The organism is Mesorhizobium sp. WSM4976 (assembly GCF_029625685.1).
Classification (GTDB): domain Bacteria; phylum Pseudomonadota; class Alphaproteobacteria; order Rhizobiales; family Rhizobiaceae; genus Mesorhizobium.
Map to the genome: position 1 here is coordinate 21,880 of NZ_JARTVT010000006.1, position 12,701 is coordinate 34,580.

Consider the following 12,701-nt stretch of genomic DNA (forward strand, 5'->3'; position numbering starts at 1 on the left):
TATCAGCTGGCCGGTTTCGGTTGCGGCAAGGGAGAAACCGGCATTCCGGGTCCGATCTTCTGCAGATTGCCCGTGATCACCTGGTCGGTCTCGGAGATGCCCGAGGTCACGGAAATCAGGTCGCCGTCGGTCGGTCCAAGCGACACCAGCTTCTGGTCGACGGTGTTGCCCTTGCCGATGACATAGAGGTACTTGCCAAGCTGGCTGGAACCGAGCGCCACCTGGGGCACCATCAGCGTGTTGGGCTGCTCCTTCACATGCAGGCGCACCCGCACATACTGTCCGGGCAGCAGCGTGAACTTGGCGTTGCCGATCGTGGCGCGCGCCGTGATTGTGCCGGTCGAGTGGTCGATCGTGTTGTCGATGAAGGTCAGCTCGCCCTTCTGGCTCGGCTGCGTCTCGCCGGGCAGGAGCACGTCGACGGCGATCGGACCGGCCGCCTTCGCCTGCTCGATCTGCACCAGGTCGGTCTCGCTCGGATTGAAGGTCACATAGATCGGGTCGAGCTGCACCAGCGTATTGAGCACCGTGTCGGCGACACTGACCAGCGTGCCGACCGAAGCCTGGTTGCGGCCGATGCGGCCTGAGAACGGCGCCTTGATCTCGGCATAGCCGAGGTTGAGCTCGGCCGTCCGCACCGCCGCCTGGTCGACGGCAAGGGCGGCCTGGGCTGTGCGGAGATTGCTGGTGCGCTGGTCGAAGCTGTCCTTGTCGAGATAGCCGGCCTTGGCGAGGTCGGTGCCGCGGCCGAGATTGGACTTTGCATATTCAAGTGTTGCGGTATCGCGCTGCACCTGCGCCTTCGCTTGGTCGAGCGCGGCCTGATAGTCGTCCGGCGCGATACGGTAGAGCATGTCGCCCTGCTTGACGTCGCTGCCGTCGGCCGCAGTCTGCTCCTGCAGATAGCCCGGCACGCGCGCCTGCAGCGTGATGCTGCGAATCGACTCAACCCTCGCGGCGTAGTCGAGATAGATCGGCAGAGTCTTCTTGACGACATTCACTACCGGCACCGGCATGACGAAGGCCGCCGGCGCGGGCGCTGCGCCTGCCGTGCCGCCGCCGAGATAGCCGAGGTTCAGCAGGTGAACACTTGCCACCGAAACCGCGCCGATCGCGACGGCGGCTCCTAGAGCGATTTTCCATCTACGCATGATCGATCTCCAATCCTATTCGGCCGCCTGGGCGAGCGCCTGAAGCGCCGGCTCGGCGGTCGGTTCAATGTCTTGCTGAGGGGCGTCGTGGTGTCCCTTGGCTGGTTCCTTTTCGCCGCGCTCGCGCAGTTGTTCGATCACCGCGTAGAAGACGGGCACGAAGACCAGCGACAGGATGGTCGCCGCCACCATGCCGCCGAAGACGGTGGTGCCGATCGATTGCCGGCTGGCGGCGCCCGCACCCGTCGCGAACATCAGCGGCAGCACGCCGAGGATGAAGGCGAAGGCGGTCATCAGGATCGGCCGCAGCCTCAGCCGCGCGGCCTCCATCGAGGCCTCCACGATGGTGAGACCCTCCTCGCGCCGGCGTCTGGCGAACTCGACGATCAGGATCGCGTTCTTAGCCGCCAGGCCGATCAGCATGACGAAGCCGATCTGCGAGTAGACGTCGATCTGCATGCCGCGCAGCAAAAGCACCACGAAGGCGCCGAACAGAGCGAGCGGCACGGCGAGCAGCACCATGAAGGGCATCGCCCAGCTTTCATACTGCGCCGCCAGGATCAGGAAGACGAAGACGATCGCCAGCCCGAACACGACCGATGCGATCGATCCGGCCTTGAGCTCCTGGAACGTGATGCCGGTCCATTCATAGCCGAAGTCGCGCGGTAGCACATTGGCCGCCGCCCGCTCCATGGCCGCCACCGCCTGTCCGGACGAGAAGCCGGGGGCGGCGCCGCCATTTATCAGGGCCGAGGCATTGTTGTTGTAATGCGGCACGGTCTCGGGTCCGACGATCGGCACCAGCTTGCCCAGCGTGCTCAACGGCACCATGCCGCCCGACGGGTTGCGCACATAGAGCCTGGAGATGTCGGTGGCGTCGGCGCGCGCGTCCTTGTCGGCCTGGATGGTCACCCGGAAGGTGCGGCCGAACAGGTTGAAGTCGTTGACGTAGAGCGAGCCGAGATAGATCTGCAGCGTGTTGAAGACGTCCGGCAGGTTGAGGCCGAGAAGCTTCGCCTTGCTGCGGTCGAGGTCGTAGTTGAACTGCGGCGTCGAGGTCGAGAAGGACGAGAACAGCTGCTGCGGGTTGAGCTCCGGCTGCTTGCGCGCCTCGGCGAGAAGCGCCTGCGTGACATCGTTCAGCGCCGCACTGCCGCGGCCCGACAGATCCTCCACCTGGAACTCGAAGCCACCGGTGGTGCCGAGGCCCGGAATCGAGGGCGGATCGAAGGACAGCGCGAAGGCTTCCGGAATCTGCAGCAGCTTGTTGCGCACCTCAGCGACAAGCTTAGAGGCATTCTGGTCGGGTCCGCGCTCGTCCCACGGCTTCAGGATGGCGAATTCCACGGCCGAGTTCGACTGCGCGGCGCTGGTGAGGAAGTTCAGGCCGCTGATCGAGCCGACGATGTCGACGCCGGGCGTGTTCTGCAGGATGTCACGCGCCTTCTGCGCCACCGCGTCGGTGCGCTCCAGCGAGGCGCCGTCCGGCAGCTGGATGACGACGAAGAAATAACCCTGGTCCTCCACGGGGAGGAAGGTTGAGGGCAATTTCTGCCACACGAAATAGGTGGCGACGAGACCGGCCGCAAACAGGCCGAGCATGATCCAGCGCAGCTTGATCAGAATGCGCACGCCATGCGCATAGGCATGCGACAGCCAGTCGAAGCCGGCATTGAACCAGCGGAACAGCACGAACTGCGTCTCGCCGCGATGGCGCAGGAAGGCGGCGCTTAGGGCCGGGGAGAGCGTCAGCGAGTTGAAGGCCGAGATGCCGACCGAGATCGCCACGGTGAGCGCGAACTGGTTGTAGAGCCGGCCGGAGACGCCCGGAATGAAGGCGACCGGGACGAACACCGCCATCAGCACAGCCGTGGTGGCGATGATCGGTCCCGTTACTTCGGCCATTGCCGCGCGCGTCGCGGCAAGCGGCTTGAGCCCGGCCTCCAACTGTCGTTCGACATTTTCGACGACGACGATAGCATCGTCGACGACGAGGCCGATCGCCAGCACCATGCCAAGCAGCGAAAGCATGTTGAGCGAGAAGCCCAGCATATACATGATCGCCAGCGTCGCGATCAGCGACACGGGAATGGCGATGGTCGGGATGATGGTGGTGCGCCAGCTCTGCAGGAAGATGAACACCACCGCCACGACCAGCACCAGCGCTTCGCCGAGCGTGATCAGCACGTCATGCATCGAGGCCGACACGAAACGCGTCGTGTCGTAATGCATGGCATAGTGGACACCCTTCGGGAACCGCTGCGACAGCTCCTGCATCTTGTCCTTGACCCGCTGCTGCAGGTCGAGGGCGTTGGAGCCGGGCATCTGGTAGACGGCCAAAACCACGGTCGGGTCCTTGCCGAAAAAGGCGGATGACGAATATTGCAGCGCGCCGAGTTCGATGCGGGCGACATCGCGCAGCCGCACAAGCGACCCGTTCTGCGAATTCGCGCGCACGACGATGTCGCCGAATTCCTTGGGGTCGCTCAAGCGTCCCACCGCATTCACCTGCATCTCGAACGCGGTGCCGGCAGGCGCCGGCGACTGGCCGATCTTGCCGGCGGCGACCTGCACGTTCTGCTCGGCGATGGCGTTCTGCACGTCGACGGCGGTGATGCCGAGATTGGCCAGCTTGTCTGGGTCGAGCCAGACGCGCATCGAGTAGCGGCGCTCGCCGAAGATCTGCACGTCGCCGACGCCGGGCAGGCGCTTCAGCGGATCGACCACTTGCAGATAGGCAAGGTTGCTCAAAGCCACCGGATCGACCGAGCCGTCCGGCGAGGTCAGGTCGACGATCAGCACGAAATTGGGGTTCTGCTTCTTGATCGTCACGCCGCCCTGATTGACAATTGCCGGCAGGGACGACGCCGCTTGGCTGACGCGATTCTGCACGTCGACGGCCGCCGTGCTCAGCGGATAGCCAACGTCGAAGGTGATGGTGATGGTCGAGGAGCCGTCATTCGAGCTCGTCGACGACATGTAGGTCATGCCCTGGACGCCGTTGATCTGCTGCTCGAGCGGCGTGGTGACCGTATCGGCCACGACCTGCGCGCTGGCGCCGGGATAGTGGGCGCTGACCACGACCTGCGGCGGCGTGATGTCGGGGAATTGCGAGACCGGCAGCAGAAAATAGGCGATCGCGCCGGCGAGCACCATGATGATGGCGATCGCCGACGCAAAGATCGGACGGTGGACGAAGAAATTTACCATGATGCTGACGCCTCGCCGAACGGCTTTGCGAAATGGCGCAGGCGCCGGGTCCGGCCGGAACCGGAATCCTGCAGGAAGGAAGGCAGGATTTCATCGTCCGGCGCCTGTTCCGCCGCGCGCTGGCGCAGCAGCCGTTCGAAGGCTTTGGGGTCGATTCCGTCAGCCTTCATCACTAGCCGGATCATCGGATCCCGGACGGCTTCGTCGATCGTCAGGTCTTTGCGCTTTTGCATAGGAGTGGCTCCTTGCTCGGTCCGCATCGATTGATCACGGACCGCTTTCTCGTTTTTCACCGGCCGGAGCCGCATGACAGGCTGTTTTTTCGCCCTATCTCACTCTGGCAGGCTATCGGTGGGCCTTGTCGTTTGACGGAGAGTGGTATAGGTGTTACCAGTAAGTAACGTCTGAAAGTTACAGACCGGTAACACCCTAGTCAAGAGGTGGCGACGGTTTTTTTGGAAACGACGAAAGGAGATCATCATGACCGACGGCGTCGCGGAGCGTTCCCGTCCCCGGGATCGAATCCTGGAGACGGCGCAGGACATGTTCCACAAGCACGGCATCAAGGGCGTGGGCGTCGACGCCATCACCGAAGCTGCCGGCACCAACAAGATGACGCTTTACCGCCATTTCGAGTCCAAGGACGAGTTGGTCGTTGAATGCCTGCGAGCCACGGCGGCTAAGGCTTCAAGGATCTGGGACGAGTTCGAGGCCAGGCATCCCGGCGACAAGCTCGCCCAGTTGCATGCCTGGGTCCAGAAGGCTTCGGAACTGCTCAGCGCCGACACCCGTGGCTGCGACATGGCCAATGCCGCCGTCGAGCTCACCGAGACCGACCATCCGGCAAGGCGCGTCATCAAGGAACTGAAGGAAGCCCAGCGCGAAAAGCTGGTTGCGCTTTGCCGCGATGCCGGCATCGGCCAGGCGGAGCTGCTTGCCGACACGCTGTCGCTGCTGCTCGAAGGCGCCCGCGTCTCGATGCAGAGCGTGGGTGCCGAAGGCCCGAGCGCGCAATTCGTGCGGATGGCCGAAAGCCTGATTGCTTCCTTCCGAGCGCGCTGAGCGCGGCTTACCGGAATCTTCCTCATCCGGCCGCTTCTAGGCCGCCTTCTCCACGAGGGGAGAATGGATTGCATCGGCACGGATCTCTCCCTCGGGAAGAGGCCGGATTGCCCGAATTGCAAGGCAATTGGACTCGGCAATTCGGGTGAGGGGGGCACTGCGGGCAAAGAAAAAGCCCGCTGCCGGGAGGAGGTGGCAGCGGGCTTGATTTCGAATACGGCACGGGAGGAGGTGTACCGCACTCAGCGCCAGTGTCTGGGAGGAGGAAGACATCCGACAGGTTCATAAATACGAGCTGCCCAACGATTCGGCAATTGCGAAACGTGCATAGCTGCTGTGCAGAATCGCGGGATCAATCGTCAGACAAATCCGAAGAGGCACTCGCCGGGGTCCGTCGCCGGTCTACTGCACCGGCACGTTTTCCTTGAGGATCAGCCGCGGCTCGATGAATTTCTTGGTCAGGTAGGGCACCGACGAAGCGATCGAGCCGAGCAGGCGGATCACCGACTGCTCGGCGATCAGCCGCGCATTCTGGTCGATGACGACGTCGGCGAGGTCATCGACGAGATAGCGCCGTGTCTCCTTGGTCAGGTCGTGGCAGATGAAGACCGGCTTCCTGCGCGGTTTGACCTCGAGCAGGGCCTTGGCCACGCCGGAGCGTCCGGCGCCGACGCAATAGATGCCGAGCAGCTCCGGTTCGTCGTGCAGCGCCTTGATCGTGGCACGGTAGCTGGCGTCCGGCTCGTCGTTGCTCTCGACGGCGCTGGACACGGTGAGGTTGGGGAACTCCTCGCTCAGCACCGAGCGAAAACCCATCTCGCGCTCCTCATGGCCACGATAGGAGCGCGAGCCGACCACCATCGCCAGATGCCCGGTACGGCCGCCGAGGAAGCGGCCCATCAACAGCGCCGCCGTGCGGCCCGCCACGCGGTTGTCGATGCCGACATAGGCCGAGCGCGGCGCTGCCGGCACGTCCGAGACCAGCGTGACCAGCCTGATTCCCGCCTCGACCAGCTCGCGCAGGATGTTGCGCGTGCGCGGATGGTCCACGGCAATCACCCCGACACCATTGGCCTTGAGCGACAGATTCTCCACCGCGCCCTGCAGCGCGCCCGGCGAAATGCCGGCAAGGTTGTGGATGCGGCACGACGCGACCAGCGGCAGGCGCGCCGCATAGTCCTCGATGTGGTGGGCAAGGTCGGCCATGAAGGCGTTGGAGCCGATCGGCAGGAAGAATTCGAGATTCGCCGGCTTCGACGGCAGCACGACCTGGTCGAGCGTCGGCAGGTAGCCGAGCTGCTTGGCCGCTTCCATCACCCGCTGCCGGTTGGCGGCGCTCGCGCCCGGACGGTTGTTCAGCACCCGGTCGACGGTCGCGGTCGACAGGCCGCAGCTCCTGGCGATGTCGGCTACGGTGGCTTTCATGGGTCCAGTCATAGGATCGGATACGAGTCCGTGTTACCCGAAATCAGCCATGCGACTCCCGGCCGTCGGCGATCGCGTCGCGGATTTCCTTGTCCGACATGCCGGTGATGACGCGCTCGACCTCGGCCACCGTGGTCTTTTTCGGATCGATGTCGTCGGCCACCACCTTGCCGCGGCGCATCACCACGATGCGGTCGACCACCTGGAAGACGTGGTGGATGTTATGCGCGATGAAGATGCAGGAATGACCGGAATCGCGGGCGCTGCGCACGAAGCTCAAGACACCTTGCGTCTCGGCGACGCCCAGATTGTTGGTCGGCTCGTCGAGGATGATCAGGTCGCTGTCGAAATGCATGGCGCGCGCGATCGCCACCGCCTGCCGCTCGCCGCCCGACAGCGAGCCGATCGGCGTCGTCGGCGGGATGTTCTTGGTGATGCCGACTTGCCGCAGAAGGTCGCGCGCCACCGCGTTCATCGCCTCCTGGTCCATGCGGTTCAGGAAGCGCGGCGGCTTGATCGGCTCGCGGCCGAGGAACAGGTTGCGCGCGATCGACAGCTGCGTGACCAGCGCCGAGTCCTGGTAGATCGTCTCGATGCCCTCAGCGATTGCGTCGCTGGTGCTGCGAAAATTGACCTTCTTGCCGCGCACGAAGATGTCGCCGCTGGTCAGCGGCACGGCGCCGGACAGCACCTTGATCAGCGTCGACTTGCCGGCGCCGTTGTCGCCAAGCAGGCCGACGATCTCCTTTTCGTTGACGTGGAAATTGGCGTCCACCAGCGCCTGCACGCGCCCGTAGGACTTGCGGATGTTTGCCATGCGGATCAGAGGCTCGGCCATCGTCTTAAGTCCCTGCCTGGTGCCGGCGTTCGAGCCACGAATGCAGCGCCATCATGCCGAGGATGATCGCGCCGATGAAGATGTTGTAGGCAAGCCCCGGCACCCCGATCAGCACGATGCCGTTGCGCATGACGCGCAGGATCAGGATGCCGAGCACGGTGCCGATGATGGTGCCACGCCCGCCGGTCAGCGCCGTGCCGCCGATCACCACCATCGCGATGACCTCGAGTTCGTAGCCGGTGCCGCTGTTAGGGTTGGCTGCGGAGGTGCGCAGCGACGAGATCACGCCGGCGAGCGAGGCCATCACCGCCGAGAGGACGAACAGGCCGACCTTGACGCCGTTGACGTTGACGCCGCGTGCACGCGCCGCGTTGGGATTGCCGCCGGCGGCCTGGATCCAGTTGCCGGTGCGGCTTTGCGTCAGCACATAGCCCAGCACGATCGCGGCGCCGATGAACCAGAACAGCGAGGCATAGATGCGGAACGGGCCGACATAGAAGTCGCCGACCAGGATGTTCGCCAGCCAGCTGCCTTCCGCGCTCCAGGTGCGCTGCGGGAAGCCGTCGGTGACGAACAATGCGGTGCCGCGCACGACCAGCAGCATGCCGAGCGTCACCAGGAAGGACGGGATCTTGAGCTGGGTCACGAACCAGCCATTCACCAGGCCGATCAGCGCAGCAACGACCAGCGCGATCAGCAGCCCTACTTCCAGCGAGGTGACGCCGCTGTTGTAGAGCGTCCACATCAAGACCGGCGAGAAGCCGAACAGCGAGCCGACGGAAAGATCGAATTCACCTGATGTCATCAGCAGCGTCATCGCCAGCGCGATCAGGCCGAGCTCGACGGTGAAGGCCAGGATGTTGGAGATGTTCTGCGGCGACAGGAAGTCGGGATTGATGCTCCAGAAGACGGCGAGCTCGACCATGAGCAGAACCAGCGGACCGAATTCGGGCCGCGCGATCAGGCGTTGGACGAAGGAACGGTTTTCCATTGAACCCGCGACGTGGAGGCCGGCCTGCCTGCGAAGGCGGGCGCGGCGGGACAGGAAAAGGGCGGTCGCGGCGTTGCCGTCGCGACCGCTCTGATCAGGGGCTATTTGCCGGACAGGATCTTGTCGTAGACGCCGGCCGTGTCCTTCTCATAGAGCGCGCCGGTGATGACGTTGAAGCCCGGAGGGATGCCGCTCGCGGCCATGTTGGCCAGCGACAGCGCCACATAGCTGGTCGCCTGCGGGTCCTGCCACTGCGCGGCGTTGACATAGCCGTTCAGCACTTCCTGCGTGGTGTCGAGCGAGTTGCCCCAGCCGACGACCGGGATCTCGCCGGCCTTGACGCCGACCTGGTCGAACACCCGCTTGATCGAGCCGGTGACGAGGTCGCCGAGGCCAATGATCGCCTTCACCTTGCCTTTGTGAGCGGTGAGATAGTCGACCATGCGGTTGATCACTTCGGCCTGGTCGAGCGTGGCTTCGGTCACCTCATAGGTGATGCCGGCCGGCCCGAACACGCTCTTGATGCCTTCCTCTTCCTGCACGCCATAGGTGGCGCCGGGCACCTCGACAGGCATCCAGACGAAGTCGCCCTTCTTCACCAGGCCCTTGTCGACCAGGTACTGCGCCCAGTGCTTGCCGAAGGTGACGTTGTCGCCGCCGACATAGGCGTTGAAGTTGGCCTTCGGATCGGGCGTGTTGAAGTTGATGATCGGGATGTTGGCCGCCCGCGCTTCCTTGGCGAGCTCGATCAGGCTGCCCGGATCTGGGCTGGTGGTGACGATGCCGTCGGCCTTGGCCGAGATGGCGGCGCGGATCGCCTCCTGCTGCGAGGCAACGTCGCCATTGTGGAAGGACGTGTTGACCTTGTTGCCGGTGTCGCTTGCCCATTGCTTGGCGCCGGCCAGGAAGTACGTCCAGACCGGGTCGGCCGGGCCGCCATGCGAAATCCAGTAGAACGTCTTGGCCTCAGCCATCGCCGGAATGGCGATGAGCGCGATCAAGCCAAGCACGAGCAGTCTTAGCCGCGAAAGCATTCGATTTCCTCCCATGTTGAAACTCTCCCTCCACATCAAGCGCGGTGCGGCTTTGGACCGCACCTCCTGCCGGCGCCGCGCGGTACGTCCAGAGCATTCCCTTTTTTCGGGTGGTGGCAAGCCTCCATCGCCAATGGATGTCGGGTGAGGCGCGCACGCCATCAGCAATCCCATCAGATTGCATCAGTTCAGGCGCTATTTTCTCGGGCAGGCGACGCCGTTAGCGCTCGCTCTCTGCGACGGCTTGGTCAACGCCGCGTCGGTTGGACGCTAGAGAAGATTGGCCTTTGCCAAGTCGCGCATCAGATGGCTGGCGCCATAGGTCCAGTGCGGACAGTCCGGCGACATCCGCACGCGGTTGGTGAGCGCGCCGAGCTTTTCCGACGAGATGGTTACGATGTCGCCGACCTTGTGGGTGAAGCCCTTGCCCTTTTCGCCGCGATCCTTCGACGGCACGAACATGGTGCCGAGATAGAGCGCCAGCCCGTCCGGATATTGGTGATGCGGCCCCATCGCCGCCTTGACCAGTTCTTCCGGCGAACGGCTGATTTCCGCCATCGAGCTCGCGCCTTCCAGCGCGAAGCCGTCCTCGCCCTCGACGCTGAGCCGCACCGTGGCGCGCTTGACGTCAGCGATGGAAAAGGTCTCGTCGAACAGCCGGATGAATGGCCCGAGTGACGCAGAAGCGTTGTTGTCCTTCGCCTTGCCCAGAAGCAGCGCCGAGCGCCCCTCGACATCGCGCAGGTTGACATCGTTGCCGAGCGTAGCGCCGACGATGCGGCCCGAGCTGTCGGCGATCATGGCGATCTCCGGCTCCGGATTGTTCCAGGTGGAGACGGGATGCAGGCCGACATCGGCGCCGAAGCCGACGGACGCCATCGGCTGGCATTTGGTGAAGATCTCGGCATCCGGGCCGATACCCACCTCCAGATATTGCGACCATGCCCCGCGCGAGATCAGCTTGGCCTTGATCTCCATCGCTTCCGGCGAGCCGGGCCTGAGCTTCGACAAATCGTGGCCGATCAGCCCGGCGATGTCGGCGCGGATGGCTTCGGCCTTTTCTGCTGAGCCGCGAGCCTGCTCCTCGATGACGCGCTCGAGCAGGCTGACCACGAAGGTAACGCCCGAGGCCTTTACCGCCTGCAGGTCGACTGGCGACAGAAGGATGGGCTTCCCCGCGTCACGTTTGGCCTCGAAGCTGTTTGCCGCGATGTCGGCGAGCGCGCCGATCGCCTTGCCCTTGGCTGAGCGCAGATAATCAGCCGGATCGTCTAGTTCGCAAAGATCGCGCACCGTCGGCGCCGCGCTTGAGGTGATATCGATGACCTCGCCGTCCCGTACCGTCACCACCAACGGATGGGAAGCGGCGCTGGTCCTGGCGCGGCCAACGAAAAGTCCGTCGGCGGGCAGGCGAGTCGGATCGGTCATGGCGTCATTCCTCTCGATTGTTGCGCGGCACTTTCCCCGGATTTATCGCAAACGTCTATCCCACCGAGCCAAGGTTTGTGGGCCATGGCTGTGCTGTCACATAGCCAGGACTTGCCTGGCCCATCCAGGCGCTCTTTCAAATTTATGAAATCGACAGCAGGATTTTCACGAAGTCTCAGCGCCGAGGTGATCTTTGTCCGCAGCCTTTTCCGATCCGGTCTGGCAGAAACCACAGACGGCGCCGGCATTCCGGTTCGGATTTTCGGCCGGCGGTGCTTTCGACGTGATCATTGTCGGCGGCGGCATCATGGGCCTGTCGACGGCGCTTCATGCGGCGCGCGCCGGACTGTCGGTTCAGGTGCTGGATGCCGGCGCGATCGGGCAGGGCGCTTCGGGCCTCAATGGCGGCCAGGTCATTCCCGGCCTCAAATACGACCCGGAATGGCTGCTTAGGCATTTCGGCAAGGAGCGCGGCGAGGCCCTGGTCGAGTTCGCCGCTTCGACAGCCGACGCCGTGTTCGATGTGATCCGCGACGAGAAGCTTGCCGTGCCGTTCACGCGCAATGGGTGGATCCAGGCCGCGCACACCGAGACCGCGCTGAAGGCGGCGGCGAAACGCGATCGCCAATGGCGCTCGCGCGGCGCCGACGTCAAGCTGCTCGATCATGCCGAGATCGCGGCGATGACCGGCGCCAGAGGTTATCTCGGCGGCTGGCTCGACCGCCGCGCCGGCGTCATCAATCCGTTATCCTACACATCCGAACTGGCCCGCGTCGCTTCGGCGACCGGCGCTGGCATCGCCGAGCAGCAGCGGGTGGTGAAGCTCGCCAAGGAGGCCGGCGTCTGGCGGGTTTCGACGCAAGGCGGAGTCGAATTGCGCGCCAAATCGGTGGTGCTCGCCACCAATGCCTATACGGATGGCCTGCTGCCGGGCCTCGCGCAAACGATCGTGCCGCTGCACTCGTTCCAGATCGCGACCGCGCCGCTGCCGGCGGATCTTGCCGCAAGCATCCTGCCAGGTGGCCAAGCGGTTTCCGATTCCCGTCGCATCCTGGTCTACTACCGCCGGAGTCCCGATGGTCGCATGGTGCTGGGCGGACGCGGCCGTATGGCGCTGCCTTCGAGCCCCAGCGATTGGGCGCATCTCGAACGGGCATTGCTTCGTCTCTATCCGGCGCTTGCCGGCATCGCCATCGAAAAGCGTTGGTTCGGTCGCGTGGCGCTGACGCCGGACCACCTGCCGCATCTGCACGAACCGGAAAAGGGCCTGCTCGCGGTCGTGGGTTGCCAGGGCAGGGGCGTCGGCCTGATGAGCGCGCTAGGCAAGCGCATGGCGAACTACCTTGCGAGCGGCGATACCAGGCAATTGCCATTTCCCTTGTCGCCGATCCGGCCGATCCCGTTCCACGCTTTCCGCCAGGTCGGTGTCGCCGCCGCCATCACCTGGTACCGCATGCTAGACGCGTTTGAGCACTGACGTCGAACGCGTGCAGCGCACAAGCGATTTAGCTTGACAGTTTCACAAATATGAAAAATCATTAAGAGATTTCAGAATTCCGATG

Annotated in this window: 10 protein-coding genes; 2 read left to right on the forward strand and 8 right to left on the reverse strand. The window is 64.1% G+C overall.

The annotated features are described in order from the left end of the window. Positions 1-2: 2 nt before the first annotated feature. From P9272_RS08880 to P9272_RS08890, 3 genes are read right to left on the reverse strand one after another with little or no spacing between them, the layout of a single operon-like run. A complete protein-coding gene (locus tag P9272_RS08880; protein ID WP_278160241.1) occupies positions 3-1,151 on the reverse strand; it encodes an efflux RND transporter periplasmic adaptor subunit in 1,149 nt (382 codons plus the stop codon). Between the two features lie 15 nt (positions 1,152-1,166). Beyond that, entirely contained in the window at positions 1,167-4,361 is a 3,195-nt protein-coding gene (locus P9272_RS08885; RefSeq protein ID WP_278160242.1) for a multidrug efflux RND transporter permease subunit, read from the reverse strand. Next, positions 4,355-4,654 carry a hypothetical protein gene (locus P9272_RS08890; protein ID WP_278160243.1) on the reverse strand — a complete coding sequence of 100 codons (300 nt, stop codon included), beginning with the start codon at positions 4,652-4,654 and terminating at the stop codon, positions 4,355-4,357. Before P9272_RS08890 ends, P9272_RS08885 begins: the two co-directional genes overlap by 7 nt. Before the next feature lie 187 nt (positions 4,655-4,841). Between P9272_RS08890 and P9272_RS08895 the strand changes: the two genes are divergently transcribed. Then, positions 4,842-5,423, forward strand: a complete 582-nt coding sequence (locus tag P9272_RS08895; protein WP_128258939.1) for a TetR/AcrR family transcriptional regulator — start codon at positions 4,842-4,844, stop codon at positions 5,421-5,423. A gap of 402 nt (positions 5,424-5,825) precedes the next feature. Here P9272_RS08895 and P9272_RS08900 read toward each other — a convergent pair whose 3' ends face one another. The 5 genes from P9272_RS08900 to P9272_RS08920 form a co-directional block, all read right to left on the reverse strand. Continuing rightward, on the reverse strand, positions 5,826-6,848 hold the full coding sequence (locus P9272_RS08900) for a LacI family DNA-binding transcriptional regulator (RefSeq protein WP_128258938.1): 1,023 nt from the start codon (positions 6,846-6,848) through the stop codon (positions 5,826-5,828). A gap of 43 nt (positions 6,849-6,891) precedes the next feature. Further along, positions 6,892-7,686, reverse strand: a complete 795-nt coding sequence (locus tag P9272_RS08905; RefSeq protein ID WP_128258937.1) for an ATP-binding cassette domain-containing protein — start codon at positions 7,684-7,686, stop codon at positions 6,892-6,894. Between the two features lie 4 nt (positions 7,687-7,690). After that, positions 7,691-8,677, reverse strand: coding sequence for an ABC transporter permease (locus tag P9272_RS08910; protein ID WP_278160244.1), 987 nt, complete (start codon positions 8,675-8,677; stop codon positions 7,691-7,693). 101 nt (positions 8,678-8,778) lie between these two features. After that, complete coding sequence (locus tag P9272_RS08915; protein ID WP_278160245.1) at positions 8,779-9,711, reverse strand: substrate-binding domain-containing protein; 933 nt, start codon at positions 9,709-9,711, stop codon at positions 8,779-8,781. A gap of 270 nt (positions 9,712-9,981) precedes the next feature. After that, positions 9,982-11,139: a fumarylacetoacetate hydrolase family protein gene (locus P9272_RS08920; protein ID WP_278160246.1), complete on the reverse strand. Its 1,158-nt coding sequence runs from the start codon at positions 11,137-11,139 to the stop codon at positions 9,982-9,984. A gap of 193 nt (positions 11,140-11,332) precedes the next feature. Between P9272_RS08920 and P9272_RS08925 the strand changes: the two genes are divergently transcribed. Next, positions 11,333-12,616 carry an FAD-dependent oxidoreductase gene (locus tag P9272_RS08925; protein WP_278160247.1) on the forward strand — a complete coding sequence of 428 codons (1,284 nt, stop codon included), beginning with the start codon at positions 11,333-11,335 and terminating at the stop codon, positions 12,614-12,616. Positions 12,617-12,701 lie beyond the last annotated feature (85 nt).

Bases quoted from the DNA above. Each gene is read 5' to 3' on its own strand.
- P9272_RS08895 (WP_128258939.1), top strand. From the start codon at position 4,842: ATGACCGACGGCGTCGCGGAGCGTTCCCGTCCCCGGGATCGAATCCTG.
- P9272_RS08910 (WP_278160244.1), bottom strand. From the start codon at position 8,677: ATGGAAAACCGTTCCTTCGTCCAACGCCTGATCGCGCGGCCCGAATTC.
- P9272_RS08920 (WP_278160246.1), bottom strand. From the start codon at position 11,139: ATGACCGATCCGACTCGCCTGCCCGCCGACGGACTTTTCGTTGGCCGC.
- P9272_RS08900 (WP_128258938.1), bottom strand. From the start codon at position 6,848: ATGAAAGCCACCGTAGCCGACATCGCCAGGAGCTGCGGCCTGTCGACC.
- P9272_RS08905 (WP_128258937.1), bottom strand. From the start codon at position 7,686: ATGGCCGAGCCTCTGATCCGCATGGCAAACATCCGCAAGTCCTACGGG.
- P9272_RS08880 (WP_278160241.1), bottom strand. From the start codon at position 1,151: ATGCGTAGATGGAAAATCGCTCTAGGAGCCGCCGTCGCGATCGGCGCG.
- P9272_RS08885 (WP_278160242.1), bottom strand. From the start codon at position 4,361: ATGGTAAATTTCTTCGTCCACCGTCCGATCTTTGCGTCGGCGATCGCC.
- P9272_RS08915 (WP_278160245.1), bottom strand. From the start codon at position 9,711: ATGCTTTCGCGGCTAAGACTGCTCGTGCTTGGCTTGATCGCGCTCATC.